The organism is Neoluteolibacter marinus (assembly GCF_014904755.1).
GTDB lineage: Bacteria > Verrucomicrobiota > Verrucomicrobiia > Verrucomicrobiales > Akkermansiaceae > Haloferula > Haloferula marina.
In genome coordinates this window covers 1-23,627 of record NZ_JACZFQ010000129.1, presented here as the reverse complement: position 1 = coordinate 23,627, position 23,627 = coordinate 1, and the positions used below count along the sequence as shown (strand labels likewise).

The window sequence follows — 23,627 nt, the reverse complement described above, 5'->3', positions numbered from 1 at the left end:
ACAACAAGCGGAATTTTCGGGCGGAGTGTTTTTTTCGCCGGAATCCGGACGGCAATTGGGGATTGGCAATCCTCCGCGGGAATCCTGAAGCTGCCGCCATGAACATTGCGCTCGTTTCCGCGACGTGGCACGCGGACCTGCTCCGCGGAGCCTCGGATGCCTGTCAGGTGGTGCTGTCCGGAGAAGGGGCGGGCTTTACGACGTTCACCGTCCCGGGCTGCCTGGAGATCCCGCTGTTCGCCCAGAAGTTGGCGCTTTCCGGCAAGTACGACGCGGTCATTGCCTTCGGCCTGATCGTCGACGGCGGCATCTATCGCCACGAGTTCGTCGCCGACGCCGTGCTATCCGGGATGATGCGGGTGCAACTCGACACGGGGATACCGGTGTTCTCCTGCGTGCTCACGCCCCACCAGTTCGACGAGACCCCGGAGCGCCTCGGGTTTTTCCGCGATCACCTCGTCTTGAAGGGCACCGAGGTCGGCCATGCCTGTCTGAAGATGCTGGGGGCGATTTCCAGCATCGGGTGAATGGCTGGAAACACGGCCGTTTTGCCGCGAACCGCGCGCTTGACCCTTCGTGATCAACGGTCCAGCTTGTCCGCCCGCCGCGGCCAGGAGGCCCCGGTGAACACCACCAGACAACCGCATCGCCATGGCCGCGAAGATCTACACGAACAAGGACGCCACGCTCGCTCCTCTCAAGAACAAAACCCTTGCCGTCATCGGCTTCGGTTCCCAGGGCCACGCCCACGCGCTCAATCTCAAGGACAGCGGCCTCAAGGTCGTCATCGGCCTCTACAAGAAGTCGAAGTCGCGCGAGGTCGCCAAGAAGCTCGGCTTCGAGGTCATGGACACCGCCGATGCCGTGAAAGCGGCCGACGTCATCTTCGTCGCCGTGCCCGACACCAAGATCGCCGAAGTCTACGACAAGGACATCGCGCCGAACCTCGCCAAGGGCAAGACCCTGCTCTTCTCCCACGGCTTCGCCGTCCACTTCAAGACCATCGAGGCACCCCAGGACGTCAACGTCATCATGGTCGCTCCGAAGGGCCCGGGCCACACCGTCCGCAGCCAGTTCGTCGACGGCAAGGGCGTGCCCGGCCTGATCGCCGTGCACAACGATGCCGACGGCAAGGCCAAGAAGATCGCCCTCGCCTGGGCCCGCGGCGTCGGCTGCACCCGTGCCGGCGTGTTCGAAACCAACTTCCAGGAAGAGACCGTCACCGACCTCTTCGGCGAGCAATGCGTCCTTTGCGGTGGTGCTTCCGCCCTCGTGAAGGCCGGCTTCGAAACCCTCGTGGAAGCCGGCTACCAGCCGGAGATGGCCTACTTCGAGTGCCTCCACGAACTGAAGCTGATCGTCGACCTGATGAACGAGTCCGGCATCGCCGGCATGCGTTTCTCGATCTCCGAGACCGCGGAGTGGGGCGATGTTTCCGTCGGACCCAAGATCATCGACGCCGGCGTCAAGAAGCGCATGCAGAAGCAGCTCAAGGCGATCGAGTCCGGCAAGTTCGCCAAGGAGTGGATCGCTGAAGCGACCACCGGCGGCTACAAGAAGTTCAACGAGATCCGCAAGGCCGAGGCCGCCCACCAGATCGAAAAGACCGGTGAGAAGCTCCGCTCGACGATGAGCTGGATCAAGCAGAAGAAGCTCAAGAAGGGCGCTGCGCAAGCCAGCTACGTTTCCGCCTCCAAGTAAGCGGTTCCGATTCAACAAAGCCCGGTGGCCGTGAGGTCACCGGGCTTTTTCATGCCCGCGCGGGTAGGATTGCGACATGGGCGAAAGGAACCGCCGCTTGAATCCGTTCCCCGCTGCCATTCCGCATGCTTGCCATGCCTTCCAATGACCGTTAGACAGACCGCCACTTCCCAAGAAAATCCATGACAGCCACACTCAGCGACGACGGTGTCGCGAACAACGCCAAGCGGCTCCTGTGGGCCGGCTTCCTCGCCATCCTCGCAGCCGGCATCGGGTTCGGTGTACGTGGAGGTATTTTCGCCAACTGGGCGGAAGAATTCGGTTTTACCGGCGGCCAGCTGGGTGCCATCGGCAGCGCCGGGTTCACCGGGTTCTGCTTCGGCATCATCATCGGCGGGGTGATCGTGGACAAGATCGGCTACGGCAAACTGGTGTTCGCGGCGTTCCTGTTCCACATCCTCTCGGCATTCATCACGTTCGGCGCCCATCAAGGGCAGTCACAGGAGACCGCATTCCTCTTCCTGAAATGGGGCACCTTCGTGTTCGCACTCGCCAACGGCACGCTTGAGGCGGTCGCCAACCCGCTCGTGGCGACGCTGTTCCCGAAGAATCGCACCCACTACCTGAACATCCTGCACGCCTCCTGGCCCGCGGGTCTGGTGATCGGCGGCCTGATCGGCTGGACCCTCGGCGAGTCCGGCGTGAACTGGAAGATCCAGCTCGGCTTGTTCCTGATTCCGACGATCCTCTACGGCTTCGCCTTCATGGGGCAGTCGTTCCCGAAATCCGAAGCCGCGGCCAAGGGCCTCAAGATCGGCGAGATGCTCAAGGAAGTCGGTATTCTCGGTGCGGCCGTTGCCTGCTACCTGGTGGTTCTCTTCTTCCAGAAGTCCCTCGGCTTGCCTGTCGCCGTGGGTTGGGCCGTGGGCGGGGCGTTGCTGGTGGCCGTCGGCGTCATGACCCAGTTCTCCATCGGCTCATTCCTTCTTTTCGTCCTGTTCGTCACTCATGCACTGGTCGGCGCCGTCGAGCTGGGCACCGATGGCTGGATCCAGAACATCACCGGCAACATCCTGACGCCGGCGCAGGGCAAGATTCTTTTTGTCTTCACCTCCCTGCTGATGTTCGTCCTGCGCTTCTCGGCACATTTCATCGAGAACAAGATGAAGATCTCGCCGATCGGGCTCCTTCTGATCTGCGCCGTCCTCGCCGTGGTCGGCTTGAACATGGTCAGCGGGATCACCACCTTGGCCGGTGCCTTCGTGGCCCTCGGCGTTTATGCCCTCGGCAAGACCTTCTTCTGGCCGACCATGCTGGCGGTGGTCGGTGACCGCTTCCCGAAGACCGGCGCCATCGCCATGTCGATCATGGGTGGTATCGGGATGATGTCCGCAGGTCTCCTCGGCAACGAGGGTCTTGGTTACGCCAAGGACCGCTTCACCGTTGAGCATCTCAAGGAAACCAATCCGGCTCTCTATGAAGCGAACAAGGCCGAGCAGCCGAGCACTTTCCTCAGCTTTGAACCCGTGACCGGACTGGACGGCACCAAGCTGTCCGAGGCCCAGAAGGCCAAGGAGAAGACTCCGGAACAGGCCGAACTCGCCGCGGCCAGCATCGCGGGTGACCGCAAGACCTTGAAGGCCGACGCGTACATCCCGGCGGTAATGGCTGCGATCTACCTTTTGCTCCTGCTCTACTTCAAGACCATCGGTGGCTACAAGCCGCTCAGCATCACGCCCGAGCAGGCGGCCGGTGGGGTCCAGGGCCCGGCGGAGTACTGATCCGCCCGAAAGGCATTCTTCAAGGCGCGGCTCCCTTGCGGGGCCGCGCTTTTATTGTGGCCGGGCAAGCTCCTTGGAGTGCGCCGGCAGAGGGAGTCTTCGACCGGCGACGGCGCTTTCGAGGGCGGGTGGGACACTCCCATCGCCCGGCGATTCTGCCCGGACGGGGCGGGAAGGAGGTGCGTGGCGAGAAGGAGAACCGCGGCACGGGTCCGTGCTTCGAAAGCGGTGTCGCCGCGCTTCCAGCGCTTTGCCACTGCACTCCAAAGGACGCTTGCGACCCCGGTCAGGCGCTCTTTCCGGCCCAGGCCCGCCATTTCGCGACCATCCGCATCATGGAGGCCTCGTCGGTCAAGGCCGCCACCCCGTCCATCGGCACCCATTGCAGGTCGTGGGACTCGTCGCTGACCACGTAGTCGGTCGAGCCGGTGGCGCGCAGCAGGTAGCGGACGTCGAAGTGGAGATGTTCCGGGTCACCCTTGCGCGCGGGGATGGGGTGGATGTCGAGGTCGAAGATGCCGTCGATCACCGGTTCGAAGTCGCTCAAGCCCGACTCTTCGCGGGCTTCCTTCAGGGCCACGGCGAAAACGTCCGGGTCGCCGTCGGCATGCCCGCCGAGCTGCAGCCAGCGGTCGAGCTTGCGGTGGTGGGTGAGCAGTACCTCGCGGTCGTCGGCTCCGATGATCCACGCCGATCCGGTGATGTGGCCACGGGCGAGCGATCGCTCGAAGCAGTCCGGCTCGTCCTCCACGAAGCCGATGAAGCGCCCGACGGTCTCCGCCTCGTCCGGGTGGAGGGCGGCGTAGCGGGCGAGCAGGTCGAGGAGCGGCTGGCGGTGCACGGGCGGGACCCTGCCGCCCTACCGGCGAAAGGCAAGCATCCGATGTTCACCCCTGGCCGGAAGTCACCTCGAGGAAGCGCGCGAAGAGCCGCTCGACGGGCGAGCGCAACCGGGAATGGCAACGCCGCTTCCTGGCTCCGGCGACAAGCTCCTCGAACCGGCCGTCCATCCAGGCGGAGGTGATGATCGGGTGAACGTAGTAATTCCGGCTGGTTGCGGGGGTATTGCCCAGGGCCTTCGCCGTGTGGCGGACCGCATCGACCTCGTGTGCTTTCCGCCCCGTCTGGGTTTCCGGGTCCGGCAGCCCGACCAGATGGCCGAAGGCAATCAGTGAGCCGCGCCAGGTCCGGAAGGTCTTGGCCGAGAAATCCCCGCGGGACAAACGCTGGATCATGCCGTTCACCATGCCGGAATCGACCGGATGCACCTCTCCCGCGTCGTCCGGATAGGCGAACAGATGCTGGCCGGGAAGCTCATGGCACCGGCCCAGGTGCCGGGCGAGCGCGGGGGCGTCGATGCGGAGCCGGACCTGCTTGCCGTGCTTGGCCTTGTAGCTCAGCTCGATCGTCCTGCCGTGCAGTTCGGCGTGGCGTTTGGCCAGGGTCGTGATCCCGTAGGTCCCGTTCGCTTCCCGGTAGGACTCGTTTCCCACGCGTGCTCCGGTCCGGTCGATGATCGCAATGGCCAGCGAGGTCGCGGTTTCTTCATCGAGGGCGCGGCGGGCGAGGATGCTGTCGAGGCCGTCGCGGATCGACGGCAATGCCCTCGCGAATTCGAGGAGTCCGTCGAACTTCACGCGGTTGCGATGCGCCTGCCACTCGGGATGGTAGCGGTATTGCTTGCGCGAACGGGCATCGTGGCCGGTGGCCTGGAGGTGGCCGTTCGGCGGGATGCAGATCCACACCCGGTCGTATGCCGGCGGGATCGCCAGCGAGCGGATGCGGTCGAGATGCTCACCCGCTCCAAGGCGCCCGCCATCGGGATCGAAGTAGGCGAATCCGCGGCCGTGTCGCCGCCGCCGGAAGCCGGGTTCGGTGTCGCAGGTACGGATGAGTTTCATTGCTTTGTATCCGCATGAAGCATGCCGCACGGAACCACGGGGAATCGGGTTCGATCCGGCCCGGCTCGTCGGTGAAACTGCGCGATCACGGCGTGCAATGCGCATCTAGCGGTCTTTCCAGAGAATCTGGATGAGCAGGATCAGGGAACCAATCGAGGCGATGAGGAAGAAGCCGATCGCCAGCGCGGGATAGCCGAACACCGTGACCTCCGTCTCGATCCTGGAGAGCAGGGAGGAGCCGACGATGAAGGCCGCGAGGATCAGGCCGAGCGTGATCCGGTTGGCGATCTTCTGGAGCCCTTGCAGCAGGGCCTTCTCGTCGATCGAGTCCACCTGCACCTTGAGTTTGTTGTCCGCGACCATTTCGAGGATCCGGTTCAGCCTCGAGGGCAACTGGCCGATGAAGTCCTTCGTTTCGGTGAGCATGCCCAGCAGGTTGGCCGAGGTGAGGGAATCCTTGATCCTGCCGTGGCTGATTTCACCGAGATGCCGGCGGATGGAATCGGCCGGCTCGAATCCCGGGCTGAGCACCGCCCCGACACGGTCGAGGTTCATCAAGGTCTTGCCGAGCAGGCTGAGTTCCGCGGGGATCCTCAGCCCCGCTTCCGCGCAGGCGCTCGTGACCTGGAGAACCACGGTGCCCATGTCGATCTTGGCCAGCTGCCGGGCCCTCGCCGCACCCACGATCTCTTCCACGGCGTTGATGAATTGGGTCCGGTTGATCTCCCCGCTGCGGGGAGTCCCGATGTTCATCGCGGCTTCGGCGGTTTGAACACCGTCACCCTCGGCGATTCCGGCGAGGAGGTGAACCAGTTGGTCCCGCATGCGCTGCTGGATCCGGCCGACCATGCCGAGGTCGAGGATCGCGATGTCCCGGTCGTGGGTGAGGAGGAGATTGCCCGGGTGGGGGTCGGCGTGGAAAAAGCCGTCGATCAGAATTTGACGGAGATAGGCGCGGAAGAATTCCTCGGCCAGAACGTCGCCATCCAGGTCGGTGAGCACCGCTCCTGACAACGAAGTGATCTTGGTGCCCGGGAGGTAGTCCATCGTCAGGACCCGGTGGGTGGTGTAGTCATCGACGACCTTCGGGACTTTCAGGCGACTGAAGTCGCGCAGGTTGTTGCGGAGCTCGGCGAGTTGGCTGGCCTCCCGCTGGTAGTCGAGCTCGCGGAGCAGGCTGGAACGGAACTGGTCGACCAGCCTGCCGATCTCGTAGGTCCGCCCGAAATCGGTGTGATCATCGAGGAACTCGGCGATCTGTTGCAGGCTGTCCAGGTCATCCACGATATCCTGGCGGATCCCGGGACGTTGGACCTTCACCGCGACCTTGCGTCCGCCGTGAAGCGTGGCGAGGTGGACTTGCCCGAGGGACGCCGCGGCGAGGGGTGAGGTGTCGAAGGATTCAAAGGCCTTGGAGACCCTCACTCCCAGCTCGCTCTGGATGACCCGCTCGATTTCTTCGTAGGGGACCGGCTCGACATGGTCCTGCAAGCGGGCGAGTGCCTTGAGATGCGCCGGAGGAAGCAGATCCCCGCGGGTCGACAGGAGTTGGCCGATCTTGACGAACGTGGGTCCCATGTTCTCGAGGTCCGCGGCGAGATCGTGTCCGCTCCCCGTTTGCTCATCGTTGTTCCCGTCATCCGTGAATCCGGTCTGATCGATCAATGCCCCTGACCCGTATCGCGAGAAGAGGAGGGCGACGTCCTTGTAGCGGCGGAGGTGGCGAGGGGCGAATTTCATCATCGCGCGTTTTCGCAACTTGCATGCCACGGCCCCAACGCCGGTTTCGGGTGCCTGTTCCCTTCGTATCAGATGCAATTCGCAATCCGTGCGGCGAGAGTGGGTGTGGAGTGCAATCCATCGCGCATTGGCAGGAAGGGATGCGCGTTCCCCAGGTGAACGGCTGTTCCATGGCGCCATTTGACGCGTACCCTTTCGGGTCGATACTCCAGCCCGAAGTGAACTGGAATCCCGTCCATCTCGTGTTGAACATCGGGCCGCTTGATGCCCTCGATGTCGTTCTCCTTCTGGTGATCTCGGTGCTGGTCTTCATGATCTGGCGCCTCGTCGGTCACAAGGAGTGCCACTACACGGATTCCCCGGGGCACCGGATCGACGGCTCGCTGGACGCCCTTGCGGGTTCGACGCACGGCCATCCGACCGAGGGAAATTCCATCAGGCTGGTCAGCAACGCGGAGTATTTCGAAGAGGTCGAGCGGGCGATCTCATCGGCCCGGAAGTCGGTGCACTTCGAAACCTTCCTGTGGGAGGATGGAGAGACCGGGAGCATGGTGTCGGAAGCCCTGATGGCAGCCGCGCGTCGTGGCTTGAAGGTCCGCGTGATGGGGGATGCCTCCGGAACGAGAAAGCTGTGTGCCCGAAGTACGGCAAATCTCCGAGATGCCGGGTGCGAGGTCCACCGCTTCCACCGGATATGGAAGCCGATGAACTTCGGCCGGATCAACATCCGCGATCACAGGAAGATCCTCGTGATCGACGGCAAGCTTGCGATCGTCGGCGGCCATTGCATCACGGACCAGTGGCTGAAGGACGGACCGAAGCTGCCACGCTACCGCGACATTTCCGCGGTGATCACCGGACCGGTCGTGGCGCACATCCAGTCGTGCTTCTTCGAGGGCTGGACGGAGATCACCGGCGAGCTTTTCACCGATGATGCCACCTTCCCCAAGCTCAGGCCGACGGGCGACAGTCCCGCCCATGTCGCATTCCTGAAGCCCGATGGATGCCCGTCGTCGGTGCAAGTGCTCCACCACCTCGCCATCGGTTACGCCAAGGAGCGGATCCGGATCCAGAATCCCTACTTCCTCCCGGATCCCTCGGGGGTGGAATCCCTCGTCAATGCGGCGCAGAGGGGCGTCGACGTGCAAATCATGATCCCCGCGCTGACCGCCACCGATTCACCGTTGATCGCACGGGCGGGTCGCTACCAGTTCAAGCGTCTCCTCGAAGGAGGGGTCCGGTTGTTCGAGTACCAGCCGACCTTGCTCCATCAGAAGATCCTGGTCGTCGACGGGGTCTGGTTCGGGATCGGGTCCAGCAACTTCGACGACCGTTCGTTCGAGATCAACAAGGAGATCACCGTCGGAGTCGCCGATCCCGCGGTTGCCGGCCAGCTGGAGCAGATTTTTGAAGAAGACCTGGCCGAGTGCCGCGAGGTGACCGCCGCGGACATGCAGCGGAGGTCGGTGAAGGACCGCTTGCTCGACCGCTTCATGTACCTGTTCAACGAACAATTCTGAAGGCTGATTCCCCCGGACCGCGGGGAAGGGTCAAAGGCGCAGCCGGGCCGTCACGGGGCGGTGATCGGAAGCGAGGCGCACCGCGGGAGTATCCCATACCCGGTATTCGAGGACCGGGATGCGGGGAGAGACGAAGACATGATCGATGCGCGCGGCGCCGAGTCCCAACCTCGACCAGCCGCGCCAGGTGCGGGCGGGACCGCGGGGTGGAGTCCGGGTGGCGTGCCGGGCATCTTGCCAGGCTTCCGACAGCACCCGGTAGGGCCGCGACGATGGCCGGCAGTTGAAGTCCCCGGCCAAGATCGAGGGGATTCCGTTCGAGAGCGCGGGCAAGTGAGTCCGGAGCAGCCGGGCGCTCTGGGTCCGGGCGAGCCCGCCCCGATGGTCGAAATGGGTGCTGGCAAACAAGAACGGCCGGCCCGTCTCGTGGTCGCGGAACTCCGCCCAGGTCGTGGTGCGGTGGCACCGGGCGTTCCATCCGAGACCCACCGTGGAGGGATCCGGCGCGAGCCAGAAGGTTCCGTGGCGCGACAGTTCCAGGCGATCGGGGCGATAGAAAACCGGTGTGAACTCTCCTGCGCGGTCGCCGTCGTCCCGGCCGGCGCCGATCCAACGGTACTGTTCCAGGTCGCGGGACAGATCGTCGAGCATGCGCGAGGTGAATTCCTGTCCCGCCACGACGTCCGCGGTGGTCTCCCTGAAAACGCTGGCGCAAGCCGCCCGCCGCTTTTCCCAATCCGGGTGGGCCGGATGATCGCACCACGCGTTGAAGGTCATGACCTGGACCGTGGCTCCGGAAGATTGACACGTCGGGTCCGTCATTTCGCCGGATGATCTCCATGGCCGGCTGGCAGGCCGGGATGCGGGGTCAGATTGATCGCGGTGTTTTCGGGCCCGATCTTGGAAGCAGCGTTCCGGCCGCCGGTCTTGGGCGCGGCCCGGCCTTTCCTCCGCAGCGATGCGTGCGTTCTTTTCATCGGATGGGGATTCACCGGGTGACCCGATAAACCCGCTCCGCCCGTTGGCCAGCGGAAAGCGGAAGCGCGGACCACGGGAGGCCCGAAAAAAGCCGCCCCGGTTTCCCGGGGCGGCTCTGGAGGATTCGGAAGTCAGCGCGGACGCTTACTTCTTCTTGGCAGCCTTCTTGGCGGCTTTCTTCGCCGGGGCCTTCTTGGCGGCCTTCGGCTTGGAGCCGTCGTTGATCGCGGCCTGGGCGGCGGCGAGGCGGGCGACCGGCACGCGGTAAGGCGAGCAGGACACGTAGGCGAGGCCGAGCTTGTGGCAGAAGTTGACCGAGTCCGGATCACCACCGTGCTCACCGCAGATGCCGAGCTTGATGTTCTTCCGGGTGCTGCGGCCCTTCTCGACGGCGATCTCCATCAGCTGGCCGACGCCGGTGGTGTCGAGCGAGGCGAAGGGGTTCTTCGGATAGATGTCGTTCTCGGTGTAGCTGTTGAGGAACGAGCCCATGTCGTCGCGGCTGACGCCGAGCGCGGTCTGGGTCAGGTCGTTGGTGCCGAAGGAGAAGAACTGCGCGTGGGCGGCGATCTCGTCGGCGGTGACGGCACCGCGCGGGACTTCGATCATGGTGCCGACCAGGTAGCTGAACTTCACGTCCTTGGCGGCCATGACTTCCTTGGCGACGCGGTGGATGATTTCCACCTGCAGCTCCAGCTCGCGGGCGTAGCCGACGAGCGGGACCATCACTTCCGGCTGCACCTCGATGCCCTTCTTCACGCACTGCGCGGCGGCTTCGAAGATGGCCTGGGCCTGCATCTCGGCGATTTCCGGGTAGGAAATGGCGAGGCGGCAGCCGCGGTGGCCGAGCATCGGGTTGAACTCGTGGAGCTCCTCGACGCGGTGCATGATGGTCTCGACCTTGACGCCCAGCTTGCGGGCCAGGTCCATCTGCTGCTCCTTGGTGTGGGGCAGGAACTCGTGGAGCGGCGGGTCGAGCAGGCGGATGGTGCCCGGCTTGCCTTCAAGCGCCTTGAAGATGCCGAAGAAGTCCTTGCGCTGGTGCGGGAGGAGCTTCTTGAGGGCGGCGCGGCGGTGGGTCTCGTTGTCGGCCAGGATCATCTCGCGCATCGCGTCGATCCGGTCGCCTTCGAAGAACATGTGCTCGGTGCGGGTGAGGCCGATGCCTTCGGCGCCGAAGGCGATGGCGTTCTTGACCTGCTCCGGGGTGTCGGCGTTGGTGCGGACGCCCATCTTGGTGGCCTGGGCGCACCATTCCATGAGCTGGACGAAGTTCTTGAACTTCTCGGTCTTCTGGGAGGCCTTCTTGTTGTAGATCAGGCCGGTGATGATTTCCGAGGGCTCGGTGGCGAGCTCGCCGCCGTAAACGGTGCCGGCGGTGCCGTCGATCGAGAGGTATTCACCTTCCTTGAAGGTCTTGCCACCGGCGGAGACGGTGAGCTTCTCGTAGTCGACCTCGACGCCGGAAGCGCCGCAGACGCAGACCTTGCCCATCTGGCGGGCAACGAGCGCGGCGTGCGAGGAAACGCCACCGCGGGAGGTGAGGATGCCTTCGGCGGCGATCATCCCGCGGAGGTCTTCCGGGGAGGTTTCGACGCGGACGAGGAGGACCTTTTCACCCTTGGCGGCGGCCGCGGCGGCGCGGTCGGCGTTGAGGTAGATCTTGCCGGAAGCGGCACCCGGGCCGGCCGGGAGGCCCTTCGCGATGACCTCGGCCTTCTTGGCTTCGGCGGCGTCGAAGACCGGGGCGAGCAGCTGGTCGAGCTGGTCGGCCGGGTTGCGAAGCACGGCGGTCTTCCAGTCGATGAGCTTCTCCTTGACCATGTCTGCGGCGAACTTCAGCGCGGCGGCAGCGGTGCGCTTGCCGTTGCGGGTCTGGAGCATGAACAGCTTGCCGTCCTGGATGGTGAACTCGACGTCCTGCACGTCCTTGAAGTGCTTCTCGAGGATGGTGCGGACCTTCATCAGTTCCTTGAAGGCACCGGGCAGGGCCTTGGCCATGCCGGAGACCGGGTCCGGGGTGCGGACGCCGGCGACGACGTCCTCGCCCTGGGCGTTCACGAGGAACTCACCGTAGAGGACGTTCTCGCCGTTGGCGGGGTTGCGGGTGAAGGCCACGCCGGAACCGGAGTTCTTGCCGGTGTTGCCGAATACCATGGCCTGCACGTTGACGGCGGTGCCCCAGGCGGCGGGGATGCCGTACTTGCGGCGGTAGACGATCGCGCGGTCGTTCATCCAGGAGCCGAAGACGGCGCCGGCGGCACCTTCGAGCTGCTCCCAGGGATCTTCGGGGAAACCGTGGCCGGTGCGGTCGAGCACCAGCTTCTTGAAGCGGGCGACCAGCTCCTTGTTGTCCTCGGCGGTGAGGTCGGAGTCGACGACGTCCTTGCCGTAGGCTTCGTGCTTGAAGTGCTCGATGACGGATTCGAAAGGCTCGTGGTCTTCGGTCGGGAGCTTCTGCACGCCGAGCACGACGTCGCCGTACATCTGGATGAAGCGGCGGTAGCAGTCCCAGGCGAAGCGCTCGTTGTCGGTGGCCTTGGCCAGTGCGGCGACGGTTTTGTCGTTGAGGCCGAGGTTGAGGACGGTGTCCATCATGCCCGGCATCGAGTCGCGGGCGCCGGAGCGGACGGCGACGAGGAGCGGGAAGCCCTGGGAGTCACCGAACTTGTAACCCATGATCTTCTCCATGTTCGCCACGCCGGCTTCCATCTGGGCGCGGAGCGTCTTGGGGTAAGTACGCTTGTGGTCGTAGTAGTAGGTGCAGACCTCGGTGGTGATGGTGAAGCCGGCGGGAACCGGCAGGCCGATGCGGGTCATTTCCGCGAGGTTCGCGCCCTTGCCTCCAAGGAGGGCCTTCATCGTCCCGTTGCCGTCGGCTTTGCCGTTGCCCCAGGTGTAGACGTATTTGATGCCCTTGGCGGAGGGCGCTTTCTTGGCCGCTTTTTTCGCGGACTTCTTCACGGTAGCCATCTGTAGTTCGTGGAGTGGGTTGACTGTAGGAAAGCGCGTGGGGACGACGAGAGGTCGCCGGGCCCCCGGGCGCGGACGCGCGAGGCTAGCGGTGACAAACCCCGTGTCAATGAACCAGTTCCGTTGCTTCGGCCGTGGTCGAGCGGGGTGCAAATTCCCGCATCTCGCATTCGTCCGGCGGTCCGGGCCGGCTCACCGGGGCACGTCGGATTCCACCCATCGGACCGCGTAGCGGATCAGCTCGTTGCCGTCGCCGAGCCCGAGTTTGTCGCGGATGTGGGTGCGGTGGGCATCGACGGTGCGCGGGGAGATGGAGAGAAGCCGGGCGATCTCCTGGTTGCCCTTGCCGCGGCCGATCAGGTCGAACACCTCCAGTTCGCGGTCGGTCAGGCGCTGGATCGGGAAGCCGGGCGTGCCGCCGGCCTGGCCCGACATGCCGCCGAGGAAGTGGTTGGTGACGGTGTCGCTGACGAAAACCCCGCCGCCCAGCACGCGGCGGATCGCCTGCAGCAGGACCTCCGCGGGCACTTCCTTCATCACGTAGCCGCGCCCGCCGGCCCGCAGGATGCGCTCGGCGTAGATCAGCTCGTCGTGCATCGACATCACCATCACGGGCAGCAGCGGCTGCAGCGTCCGCAGGTCCTTGATCAGTTCCAGCCCGTTGCGGCCGGGCAGGCTGAGGTCGGTCAGCACGAGGTCGGGATCGGTGCGCTCCACCAGTTCCAGCGCCTCCGCGACGGTGCCCGCCTTCCCGCACACCGCGAGCCCGCGCTCCCGCTTGATGATGCTTTCGAGGCCGTCCCTGAGGATCGGGTGGTCATCCACGATCAGGATCTTGTTCATGCCGATGGGGGCTTTCCCGGTTTCCCTACGATGCTGGGTGCCGGCGGAGCTGAATTCAAGACAGAGTTGGATGCCGGCCGGGCCACCGCCGTTCGCCGCGGGTTCATTCGTCGGTCTCCGGCGGCTGGCCGTTGCCGCCCGATTTCTGAAACAGGTCCAGGAAGCGGTCCTCGTACTCGGGAAACACCTTCAGGCGGTCGAGCTCCTTCTTCAGCTGGTAGGCGTGCAATCGGTCCTCGGTGGAGCTGGCGAAAAGCTCCTCGATCCGCCGCCGGTCTTCCGCGGAGAGTTCCGACGACGGCTCGTCCTCGTGTTCGGGTTCCGGGAATTGCGGCCCGCCCTCTTGCTGGGAGCGCAGGGCTTCGCCGATCCGCGACATCAGCGTCGTCAGGTGTTCGTCCATGGTCGTGGCGTCCCGCTCCAGGTCGCCGAGGTCGACCTCGATCCCGGCAATCCGCAGGAAAACCTTCAGCACGCCGAGCGAGGACCTGGGGTAGGTGACCTGGGTGAAAACCTGCGGCATTTCGCCCAGCAGGCAGACGCCCTCGATCCCGCCCTCCGCGGCCAGCTCCGGCAGCACGCCGTTCAGCCCGCTGATCCGGGCATCGTTGAGGACGACCAGTCCCAGCTTGCGGCCCTCTTCCACCGCGGCGGGAGTGGTGGCCGCCACGAACACCCGGCAGGGGTCCGCCACCTGCATGGGCGTGGCCATCGCGGCGAAGGTGTAGATCCGCTCCACCCCCAGTTCCCGCGCGTGGTCGACGATCCGCCGGCAGTAGTCGTCGATTCCCGAAGGTGGCTGTGCCTCGCCCAGGAAGACGATCAGGTCCCGCCCTTGCTCCGGGTTCCGCCAGCGGAAGAAGCGGCTCCGCGGCAGCCGGCCGGCACGGATGATGCCGTGCTCCACCTGGACGTGGCCGATTTCGAATAGCCGGCGCGCATCGAGTTCGGACTCCAGGTGCATCCGCAGCTTTGCCAGGAGGAAGTAGCCGGCGTTGATCGCCACGTTGCCCATTCCCGGCCACACCGCGACCATCCAGGGGTGATCGAGCTGTGAAGGCTCTCTCATAGCCGGGCAATATAGGCGTGCCGTGGTGCCGGGGCAAACGGAAGGCGTATCGGAATTCCCGGCAGTCAGGAGCTTGAGGGATGGTCATCGCACCGCCGGTGGGGTATGGATGATCGCTTGGCTGCCCACGTCCCGAATCCTCCGTTCTCCCCACATGTCGAAGCCATCTTCCACAGATCCCCGGTGCCTGCCGCCGGCTGACATCGACCGCATGTCGCCGGAGGAGTTGCGGCGCCTGGTGCGCGGGCTGAAGGCCCGGGTGACGGAACTCGAAAGGCGGGAGACACCCGGCTTTCCCGGCGACGGCGAGCAGCGGTTCCGGAACATGTTCCAGGACCTGCCGCTCATCGTCTGGGTCCATGACCGGGAGGGCCGGCTGGATTCCGTGAGTCACGGGTCGTGCGAATTTTTCGGAGTCGGCGAGGATGAAATGAGCGGCGACCGCTGGCTGGCCTTCGTTCATCCCGACGACCGCGATGCCTATGCCGGCGAACTCGCCGGCTGCGTCGGGAAGCGGCGGGACTTCCACGGCGAGGTCCGCATGCGGCGGGTCGACGGCGAATGGCGCTGGCTCGAAACCTGGGGCCGGCCGCTGCAATCGGATGCCGGGGAATTCCGCGGCTTCGTCGGCGTCAGCGCGGACATCACCGAGCTCACCCGCGCCCGCCTGGCCCTCCGCACCAGCAGCCGCAACCTCCACAAGCTGTCGCGCGCCATCGAGAAGAGTCCGGCCAGCGTGATGATCACCGGCACCTCGGCGGAAATCGAATACGTCAACCCCGCCTTCCTCGAGGTGACCGGATACCAGCTGGAAGAAGTGCTGGGCCGGAATGCGCGGATCCTGAAATCCGGCGTCCACACCCCGGACTTCTACCGCGGGCTGCATGAAACCATCGCCTCGGGACGCGCCTGGCACAGCGAGATCTGCAACCGCAAGAAGTCCGGAGAACTCTACTGGGAGCTGATCGTCATCGCCCCGATCGAGGACGAAAACGGCGGGATCTCCCACTACGTCTCGATCGCCGAGGACATCACGGAGCGCCAGCGGGCGCTGGCCGAGCTCCGCGATCGCGAGGAGCGCTTGAGTTCGATCCTCCACGCCGCGGTCGACGCGATCATTACCATCGACAACCAGGGGACCATCCTCAGTGTCAATCCCGCCACCGAGCGGATCTTCGGCTACGGCCGCGACGAGCTGATCGGCGAGAACGTGAAAATGCTGATGCCGTCGCCCTATCATGAGGAGCACGACGGCTACCTCGCACGCCACCGGCGGACCGGGGAGAACCACATCATCGGGATCGGCCGGGAAGTCTCGGGAAAACGCAAGGACGGCTCGGTGTTTCCCGCCGATCTCTCGGTCAACAAGGTCGATGGTGCCGACGTCTACACCGGGATCATCCGCGACGTCACCGGCCGGAAGGAGGCGGAGGACGCCCAGACCAGCCTCGGCCGCCTGGTCGAGGAATCGCTCGGGGAGATTTTCGTGGTCGATGCCGAGACGCTTAAATTCCTCCAGGTGAACCGCGGCGGGCGCGTCAATGTCGGCTACACGATGGAGGAGCTCCGGGAAATGTCGCCGCTCGACCTCGTTTCCCGCGGCGATCCGGAGCGGCTCAACAGCTTGCTGGAGATCCTCCGTTCCGGGGCCAAGAGCAAGATCGACCTCGAGGACAAGCTGCAGCGCAAGGACGGGACCTGCTACAATGTCGAGATCTCGGCGCAGATGACCACCTATCGCGGCCGGCCCTGTTTCGTCGCCCACATCCTGGATGTCACCCGCCGCCACGAACTCGAGCAGGAGGTGGTCCGCGCGGCGGAGGAGGAGCAGCAGCGGATCGCCAACGACCTGCACGACGACCTCGGCTCGCTCCTCACCGGGATCAAGCTGCGGGCCGAGTCCCTGGTCCGCCTGCTCGCGGAATCGCCGGGGGACTCCGAGGCCGTCGCGGCCGGCGAAGAGGTGGTGGCGATGATCCAGAACGCGATCACCACGACCCGCAGCATTGCCCGCGGCCTGCGCCCCGTCGGTTCCCATCCGGAAGACCTGATGATCACCCTGCGGCGCTTGATTGAATCCGTGAACACGACCACCGACGTGAGCTGCCGCCTCCACTGTCCGGTGTCGATCCTGGTCCACGACCAGATCGTCTCCCATCACCTGTTCCGGATCACCCAGGAGGCGGTCAACAACGCGGTGAAGCACTCCAACGGCGAAGCGATCCTCATCTCTCTGACCCGCAGCGGCGATACGATCGAGCTGGAGGTCTGCGACGAAGGACGGGGCATCGACCATGCCGAGGAGCTGGGCAGCGGACTCGGACTGCACATCATGAAATACCGCGCCGCGGCGATCGGCGGCACCTTCCGGATCAGCCGCCGGAAGAACCGCGCCGGCACCCGGGTCTTCTGCAGTGTCCGGGACGCCGCGCCGTGATCGCCCGACCGGGGTCACCGGTCGGGCGAGGCGGCGTCCTCCACCGCACGGGAGGGGGTCACGCGGCGGGACGGCTCTCCAGGGGGAGAAACTTTTCGCGTGGCAGCCGTCGCTTGCCGGTCCGTGGCGGCGGGGCGGCCGCCGGTTTGGAGCGGGTCGAGGGTGCCACTTCGCGGCCGAGCAGGCTCGCATAGAGGTCCAGGTAGTTTTCCGTGAAGCGGCCGGCATCGAACTCGTCCCGGCTTTCGGCCATGATCCGCCGGATCTGCCGCTGGCGGACGCGGGGCGGCAGTTGATGGAAAATCATCGCCTGGTCGATGGCCCAGCGCAGGCCGTTGCCGTCCGCATCCTCGAAGCGGAAGCCGTTGCCCGATGAGGATCCGACGTCGAGCGGGCGGACGGTGTCGCGCAGGCCGCCGGTCGCGTGGACGACCGGCAGGCAGCCGTAGAGCGGGGCGATCATCTGCGGCAGGCCGCAGGGCTCGAAGCGCGACGGCATCAGCATGAAGTCAGCGCCGGCATGGCCGAGCCGGGCCAGGCGCTCGTCGAATCCGTGCACCGCGACGCGGCGGTGCAGGCCGTGGTGGTCAACGATCTGGCGCAAGCAGTGCTGGAAGGGACCGTCGGCGATGATCGCCACCTGGAGTCCGCGGTGCCAGTGGTCGGAGAGGGTCCGGTGAAGGATTTCCGCCAGCAGTTCGGGCCCCTTCTGGGTGGGGTCCAGCCGCGAGGGCCAGAAGAACACCGGTGCGGCGGGGTCGGGTTCGAGGCCGAGTTCCTCCTGCAGCGCCCGCTTGTTGGCCGCCTTGCCGGCCGCGTGGTTGCCGGCACCGAAAGTGGCCGCCAAGGCAGGATCGCTGCCGGGATCGAAGGACGGGTCGGGCGCGTTGAGCACGCCCGAGGCGCGGCCGGCGGCCAGCTTCTGCCGGATCTCATGCTGGATGCCATTGCCGGCGGCGCCGTGGTGGCCGTCGGCGAGCTCGCGGAGGAAGCCCGGGCTGACCGTGTTGACATGGTCGGCGGCGAAGATCCCGGATGTCAGCATCCGCACCGCGCCGTGCCAGCGGGCGTGTTCGGATTCGCCGGGTGCCCGGGCATAGAACAAGTGCTGCCAGAAGTCCTGCGGCGCCATCCCCGCCGCGGCCATGTGTGACAAGGTGACATCGTGACTGTGGACGTTGTGGATGGTGAAAAGGCTGCGGATCCCGCGGGCTTTCGCCGCTGCAGGGATCAGCGAGGTCATCCAGTCGTTGCAGTGGATCAGGTCGGGCTGCACCGCGGGGATGATCCGGTGAATGACCTCCCGCTGGAAAAGCAGCGCCGCATGCTGTGCCTCGCCGGAGTGGTCGCGGTAGACGCGGTCCTGGTGATGGAAGAAAGCATCGTCGGCGAGATGGATTCGCTGGCCGGCCTGGTCGTCGTGGGTGGCCGCGGCTCCGTGGTCGCGGAAGATTTTCCGGTAGTGGGGAATCGCGACGTGAACCTCCGCGCCGCGTCGTTCCAACCCGTCGACCAGCGATGCCGTGGCGTCCGCCAGCCCGCCGGCCTTGGCGCGGATGGCGGACGCCCGGGGGCCCATCCGGGCGGGCAGGCAGGTGATTTCAGGAGTGACGACGAGGATCCGGGGGCGACGGCCCGGGGCTGACATGTGCATGGTTCTGGGGTGGGCGGGAGTCGGGGAGGGGGGAGGGTTGATTTGGTGTCCTTAGTGTCGGCTCGAATCCGGCGCGGGGAAGGTGCCGGCATCCATCAGATCGAGGAATTCCAGCATCACGCCGAGGAAGCCGGACGGCCGCCTGACGTTCCGCTCGGCCGTCACGGGGTTCGGCCGGCTGCGTTTCCGGGCACTGTTTTCCAGGCCCGGGGGCGTGCTTGTGGTTTCGGTCCGGGCGCGATGCGGAGGTTTCATGGTCGGGCTGCGGGAGATAATATCTCGCGCCGGACGGATCCGGCGGACGTGAGTCATGATGCAACATCGGCGGCGTCCGCCAATTGGCGGCGTGATCATTCCGGACTGAGGGGTTGGAGTAGTGACGCGTACGAGAATCCCCTATGGATCCCTGGCGCGTGGGGGATCGCAACTTGCCATCATTTCCCCCGGTTGATAGATCTCCCGGATCATGAGAACCCTATTCCTTGCTTGGATCCTCGGTGCCGGCCTGGCCGCAGCGCAGGAAGCCCCCGCCATCGACATGGAAGCCCGCCGCGAGTCGGTGGTGACCTTGCAGACGCACATCGAGATGCGTGAAAAGCGCCTCGAGGAAGTGAAAGCGGAGATCAAGCAGCGCGCCGAAAAGACCAATGCGAAGATCGGCGATCTGGTGAAGTTGCTCTCCGGCCTCAAGGATTCCCAGGACTCCAAGCGGCGTGTCTCCCAGGTCAAAGGCGAGGCGATCGGCGGGCTCAAGCGGATGATCGAGGTCTACCGGACCGAGGGCCGCAAGATCGCGGAACGGCTGAGGAAGGATCCCGGCGCGGCGGCGGAGGGCCTGTCGAAGGACTTGGACCTGATCGACCAACTCGTCCAGAAGCGCGCGGAGGAGATCGTCGAACTGGTCAAGTCCATGCCCCCGGGCACCGACGTTTCGAAGTACGAGCAGGACGGCAGCGGCTACTATTACGGGATCTACTACGAGAACAGCCGGATCAGCGAGGCATGGCGCCAGAATCGCCGCGACAAGGTCGAGTCGGCCAAGCAGCGGCGCGAGGTGCAGCAGGCGCTGGAAAAGGCGATCGCCGACCTGGAATCACGGCATGCCTCCATCGAGGCCTTCCTGAAACTTCCGAACAAGCCAAACGCCGAGCGGGAGATCCAGTTGGACGAGCTGATCCACATCGAAAACCTGCTGGAGCAGCGCAAGGCCCAGCTCGCCGAGGTGAGCGACCCGTCCGCCAACACTTCCGGCGCCGACCAGGCCGCGACCAAGGACCAGGCGGATGAATTGCGGGAAATGCTCGGCGATGCGCGGCGGGACATTTCCTCCGAGTTCAACAAGAACCTCCGCCTCTACCGCGAGGCGGCGGGGGAGCGTGACAAGATCGCGGCCCTGAGGGAGAACCTCGCCGCCCGCGAAAAGTGGCTCGAGGAAAACGACCCGGCGAAGAAGGGCGAGTGAGCGGTCAGTTGCCGATCGGCGCGCTGAGCGAGGGGTCGATGCGGGTCATGCCGGGAACCTCCGGCCGCTCGGCGTAGAGCGCCGACATCGGGCCCCAGCTCTGCACCAGCTCCAGCCGCCTCCGCACCGGCGGCGGCACGAACTTGAGCAGCTTGTCCGGCATCGCGACGAACAGGCGGCCGGGCGCCGCGAGTTTTTCCGCGAGCTCCGCCGGCGAGGTGGTGTGGTCGACGCTCCCCTCCGAGTAGAACTCGGCCGAGCTACGGCGCGATCCGTAATAAACGAGGTGGTCGCCGTCCTCCCGTTCCTTCTCGTAGCGGCGGACCAGCCCGCGCTCGGATTGCTTCGGGGCGACGGAGGGGAAGAACACGGAAACGACCAAGGCGCCCACCACCACCGCCGCGCACGCCACCGTCGGGCCAGGATGCAGCGTGGGGACGCGTCCGGAGTCCGCCGGATGGCGGCTGCGGAAGCGCCCGGCCAGCAGCAGGGCCAGCGGCGGCAGCGCCGGCAAGGGGGTGCTGGCGATGACGTTGTTGAGCGGCGTGAACAGGCAAAGCGGCCACACGGCCCAGAGCAGCCAGTAGAGGCCGCGGGCATCGTCGTGCAGCGCCCGGGCGGGCTGCGGCCGCGACCTCCGCAGCAGCATCAGGCACCACGGGAACGATCCCAGCCCGGCGTAAAGCCAGACCAACCCGGGCATCACGTCGTGGCCGTTGCCATAGGGGTCCCAGGTCCAGCCGCTGGGCAGGTAGCGGCCCCAGCTTTCGACGCGCAGGAAGTAGGCGAGGAAGCCCGGTGTCTTGCGCTCGGCGACGACATACCAGGGGACGGTCGCGGCCAGCATGAGCAGGCTGCCGGAGAGCCACGGCACCGACCGCCAGGCGCGCCGCCAGTGGCCGGTGACCGCGAGCCAGGCGGCCAGCGGAGGCAGGGCTAGCGCCAGCGCGAGCGGGCCCTTTGCCAACAGGCCGATCGCAAGGCCGGCGAACACGGCGTAGCCGTGGCCGCGGCTGCCGGTCTGGAAGGCGACCCGGAACGACACCATGGCGAGGGTGATCCCCAGTGTCAGGATCAGCTCGTTCATCACCGCGGCGGAGCAGTAGAAGAACAGCGGCATGCCCAGTAGCAGCGCCGCGGCGAGCCGGTCCATGCCGGTGCCCAGCTCGCGGCGGGCGGTGCCGGCGACCAGCCACAGCACGGCGAGGGCCGCGGCGAAGATGAAGATGCGTGAGCCGAATTCGTTCGCCCCGAAAAGATCGATGCCAAGCGCCGAGAACCAGAGGCCGAGCGGCGGTGACGACCAGAACGGCGTCCCGTAGTCGAACTGCGGCGTGATCCAGTCGCCGGTCTCCACCATCTTCCGCGCCATCTCGGCGTAGCGGGCTTCCGTCGGGTCGGTGTGGGGCGCCAGCACCATCAGCAGCACGCGGCAAACCACCAGGAATCCGAGGAGCCAGGTGGCGGGAACCCGGCCGCGGCACAGGGGGGCGGAAGTCGGGGCGGTGCCACTCGCGTTCATGCTGCGTGTGTCGCCACGGTCCCGGAGCGGCCGTCGATCTCCGCCATCTCCATGTCGCGGACCGGGACCTCTTCACGGCGGGCGAGGATCTGGTCGGCGAGGGTTTCCATTGTCACGAAGGTGACCCCGCGGGCGAGCCACTCCCGCAGCAGGCAGCGGAACAAGGGCAGCTTCGACATGCCCTCGATCTCGGCGTGGAGCGTGAAAACGTTGGGACGGTCGTCGCGCAACAGGCCGAGATAGTGGGGGACCATCGCGTCGTCCGGGAATTCCGGCCGGCCCAACAGCTCGTCGAGCGTCGGCAGCGTGGTTGGGATCTCCAGCGTCCGGAAGACCTTGCCGTCGATCCGCGGGAAAAACGGGGTGCCGCCGCGGCAATCGCTGGCGTAGCGGAGCCCGGCCTCGTCGTAGACCTGCTTGCTGGCCGCGCTGGCCTGCCAGCCGGCGGCTCCGGCGGTGCGCGCGGCGAAGCCGAAAATCCGCTCGAACTCCGCGCGCGCCCGACCGAACTCGTCCCGCACTTCCTCCAGCGACATGTCGAACAGATGGTCCTGCCAGTGGTAGTGGTCGTGGCAGTGGATGCCCGCTTCGAAACCCTTGTCGTGGACCTCCCGCATCAGGTCGTGGTGCCGCCGCCCGATGTGCGGGGCCGGCAGCAAGGTGCCGTTCAGCAGGGTGCGGACGCCGTACATCTGCACCACGCCGGTGCGGCTGACTTTTTTGAAGAAACCCGGGCGGAAGACCCGCCGGATCGCCTTGCCGGTGTTGTCCGGTCCCAGCGAGAAGAGGAAGGTCGCCGGAATCCCGCACCCGGCGAGCAGCGACACCAGCGCGGGCACCCCCTCCGAGGTGCCGCGGTCGGTGTCGACGTCGATCTTGAGCGCGAGTTGAAGGGCCATGGCGTCAGGCGGCCGGGGACATGTGGGCGGATTTGGGCTGGGCCGGCGTCAATTCGTAGTCCTCGTGCGCGAGATGGTAGTCGAGGGTGCGCCGGATCGCGGTGGCGAGGTCGGTGACCGGCACCCAGCCCAGCGCTTCGGTGGCGGCCTTGATCGACGGCACGCGGGTCTGGATGTCCTGGTAGTACTTGCCGAAGTACTCGCCCGAGGAAACTTCGACGACCTCCGCCTGTTCGGCGTGCCCGCGGTACTCGGGATACTCCCGGAAGGCATCGATCATGATCCGTGCGAGTTCCTTGACCGAGACATTGTTGGCCGGGTTGCCGATGTTGAAGATGCGCCGGCTGGCCGCGCCATCCTTGTTGCCGATGATCCGCAGCAGGCAGTCGATGCCGTCGTCGATGAAGGTGAATGAGCGGCTCTGCCCGCCGCCGTCGACCAGCTGGATCGGCTTGCGGAAGATGATGTTGCTGATGAACTGCGTGAACAGCCGCGAGCTGCCTTCCTTCGGCTCCATCACATTGTCGAGCTTCGGGCCGATCCAGTTGAAGGGCCGGAACAGGGTGTAGTCGAGGCCGTCGGTGGTGCCGTAGGCGTAGATCACCCGGTCGAGCAACTGCTTGGAGGCGGCGTAGATCCAGCGCTGTTTGTCGATCGGCCCGTAGACCATGTTGCTGGTCTCCTCGTCGAGGGTTTCCTCGGGCGACATGCCGTAGACCTCGGAGGTCGAGGGGAACACCAGTCGCTTGCCGTATTTGACGCACTTGCGGACGATCTCGAGGTTGGCCTCGAAATCGAGTTCGAAGACCCGCAGCGGGTGCTTCACGTACTGGGCCGGGTTGGCGATCGCGACCAGCGGGATGATCACGTCGCACTTCTTGACGTGGTACTCGATCCACTCGCGGTTGATGGTGATGTCGCCTTCGACGAAGTGGAACCGGGGGTGGTCGAGCAGGTGGGTCAGCTTGTGGTCGCCGACATCCATGCCGAAGACTTCCCAGTCCCGCTGGCGGAGGATGGCGTTGGTGAGGCTGCTGCCGATGAAGCCGTTGGCTCCAAGGATGAGGACTTTCATGGTCGGGTCGTTGGTTCGGATGGAAGAATGTCTCCGGCACGCGGCCCCGGTGAGGGCGTGCCGCGCCATTCG

At 65.7% G+C, this 23,627-nt stretch carries 18 protein-coding genes; 6 read left to right on the top strand and 12 right to left on the bottom strand.

Going from position 1 to position 23,627, the window contains the following annotated elements; all coding sequences use genetic code 11:
* Nucleotides 1-98 precede the first annotated feature (98 nt).
* The 3 genes from IG178_RS23645 (at nt 99) to IG178_RS23635 (ending at nt 3,482) form a co-directional block, all read left to right on the top strand.
* Nucleotides 99-527, top strand: a complete 429-nt coding sequence (locus IG178_RS23645; protein WP_193215067.1) for a 6,7-dimethyl-8-ribityllumazine synthase — start codon at nt 99-101, stop codon at nt 525-527.
* Nucleotides 528-651: 124 nt separating this feature from the next.
* Entirely contained in the window at nt 652-1,701 is a 1,050-nt protein-coding gene (gene ilvC / locus IG178_RS23640) for a ketol-acid reductoisomerase (protein WP_193215066.1), read from the top strand.
* A gap of 182 nt (nt 1,702-1,883) precedes the next feature.
* Nucleotides 1,884-3,482: an MFS transporter gene (locus IG178_RS23635; protein ID WP_193215065.1), complete on the top strand. Its 1,599-nt coding sequence runs from the start codon at nt 1,884-1,886 to the stop codon at nt 3,480-3,482.
* 286 nt (nt 3,483-3,768) lie between these two features.
* Here IG178_RS23635 and IG178_RS23630 read toward each other — a convergent pair whose 3' ends face one another.
* From IG178_RS23630 to IG178_RS23620, 3 genes are all read right to left on the bottom strand, one after another.
* On the bottom strand, nt 3,769-4,323 hold the full coding sequence (locus IG178_RS23630) for an NUDIX domain-containing protein (protein WP_193215064.1): 555 nt from the start codon (nt 4,321-4,323) through the stop codon (nt 3,769-3,771).
* 46 nt (nt 4,324-4,369) lie between these two features.
* Nucleotides 4,370-5,383, bottom strand: a complete 1,014-nt coding sequence (locus IG178_RS23625) for a DNA topoisomerase IB (RefSeq protein WP_193215063.1) — start codon at nt 5,381-5,383, stop codon at nt 4,370-4,372.
* A 105-nt stretch (nt 5,384-5,488) separates the two neighbouring features.
* Entirely contained in the window at nt 5,489-7,123 is a 1,635-nt protein-coding gene (locus IG178_RS23620; protein ID WP_193215062.1) for an ABC1 kinase family protein, read from the bottom strand.
* A gap of 218 nt (nt 7,124-7,341) precedes the next feature.
* Here IG178_RS23620 and IG178_RS23615 point away from each other — a divergent pair, with 218 nt between their 5' ends.
* Entirely contained in the window at nt 7,342-8,643 is a 1,302-nt protein-coding gene (locus IG178_RS23615) for a phospholipase D-like domain-containing protein (RefSeq protein ID WP_193215061.1), read from the top strand.
* Between the two features lie 30 nt (nt 8,644-8,673).
* Here the strand turns inward: IG178_RS23615 and IG178_RS23610 are convergent, their stop codons facing one another.
* The 4 genes from IG178_RS23610 to IG178_RS23595 form a co-directional block, all read right to left on the bottom strand.
* Nucleotides 8,674-9,465 (bottom strand): endonuclease/exonuclease/phosphatase family protein, encoded by a 792-nt coding sequence (locus IG178_RS23610; protein ID WP_193215060.1) that lies wholly within the window; start codon nt 9,463-9,465, stop codon nt 8,674-8,676.
* A gap of 300 nt (nt 9,466-9,765) precedes the next feature.
* Nucleotides 9,766-12,594: a pyruvate, phosphate dikinase gene (gene ppdK / locus IG178_RS23605; protein WP_193215059.1), complete on the bottom strand. Its 2,829-nt coding sequence runs from the start codon at nt 12,592-12,594 to the stop codon at nt 9,766-9,768.
* A 192-nt stretch (nt 12,595-12,786) separates the two neighbouring features.
* A complete protein-coding gene (locus IG178_RS23600) occupies nt 12,787-13,437 on the bottom strand; it encodes a response regulator transcription factor (protein ID WP_193215058.1) in 651 nt (216 codons plus the stop codon).
* Nucleotides 13,438-13,540: 103 nt separating this feature from the next.
* The gene (locus tag IG178_RS23595) at nt 13,541-14,506 is read right to left on the bottom strand and encodes a PAC2 family protein (RefSeq protein WP_193215057.1); all 966 of its coding nucleotides are present in this window, start codon (nt 14,504-14,506) and stop codon (nt 13,541-13,543) included.
* Between the two features lie 154 nt (nt 14,507-14,660).
* On the opposite strand from IG178_RS23595, the gene IG178_RS23590 reads away from it, so the two are divergent.
* Nucleotides 14,661-16,943, top strand: coding sequence for a PAS domain S-box protein (locus IG178_RS23590; RefSeq protein WP_193215056.1), 2,283 nt, complete (start codon nt 14,661-14,663; stop codon nt 16,941-16,943).
* Between the two features lie 58 nt (nt 16,944-17,001).
* On the opposite strand, the gene IG178_RS23585 is transcribed toward IG178_RS23590, so the two are convergent.
* Nucleotides 17,002-18,591, bottom strand: coding sequence for a glycogen synthase (locus IG178_RS23585; RefSeq protein WP_193215073.1), 1,590 nt, complete (start codon nt 18,589-18,591; stop codon nt 17,002-17,004).
* A 57-nt stretch (nt 18,592-18,648) separates the two neighbouring features.
* The gene (locus IG178_RS23580) at nt 18,649-18,852 is read right to left on the bottom strand and encodes a hypothetical protein (protein ID WP_193215055.1); all 204 of its coding nucleotides are present in this window, start codon (nt 18,850-18,852) and stop codon (nt 18,649-18,651) included.
* 211 nt (nt 18,853-19,063) lie between these two features.
* Between IG178_RS23580 and IG178_RS23575 the strand changes: the two genes are divergently transcribed.
* Nucleotides 19,064-20,059, top strand: coding sequence for a hypothetical protein (locus IG178_RS23575; protein ID WP_193215054.1), 996 nt, complete (start codon nt 19,064-19,066; stop codon nt 20,057-20,059).
* 4 nt (nt 20,060-20,063) lie between these two features.
* Here IG178_RS23575 and IG178_RS23570 read toward each other — a convergent pair whose 3' ends face one another.
* From IG178_RS23570 to IG178_RS23560, 3 genes are read right to left on the bottom strand one after another with little or no spacing between them, the layout of a single operon-like run.
* The gene (locus IG178_RS23570; RefSeq protein ID WP_193215053.1) at nt 20,064-21,581 is read right to left on the bottom strand and encodes an ArnT family glycosyltransferase; all 1,518 of its coding nucleotides are present in this window, start codon (nt 21,579-21,581) and stop codon (nt 20,064-20,066) included.
* Complete coding sequence (locus IG178_RS23565; protein WP_193215052.1) at nt 21,578-22,480, bottom strand: polysaccharide deacetylase family protein; 903 nt, start codon at nt 22,478-22,480, stop codon at nt 21,578-21,580. Before IG178_RS23565 ends, IG178_RS23570 begins: the two co-directional genes overlap by 4 nt.
* A 4-nt stretch (nt 22,481-22,484) precedes the next feature.
* Nucleotides 22,485-23,555 carry a bifunctional UDP-4-keto-pentose/UDP-xylose synthase gene (locus IG178_RS23560; protein ID WP_193215051.1) on the bottom strand — a complete coding sequence of 357 codons (1,071 nt, stop codon included), beginning with the start codon at nt 23,553-23,555 and terminating at the stop codon, nt 22,485-22,487.
* Nucleotides 23,556-23,627 lie beyond the last annotated feature (72 nt).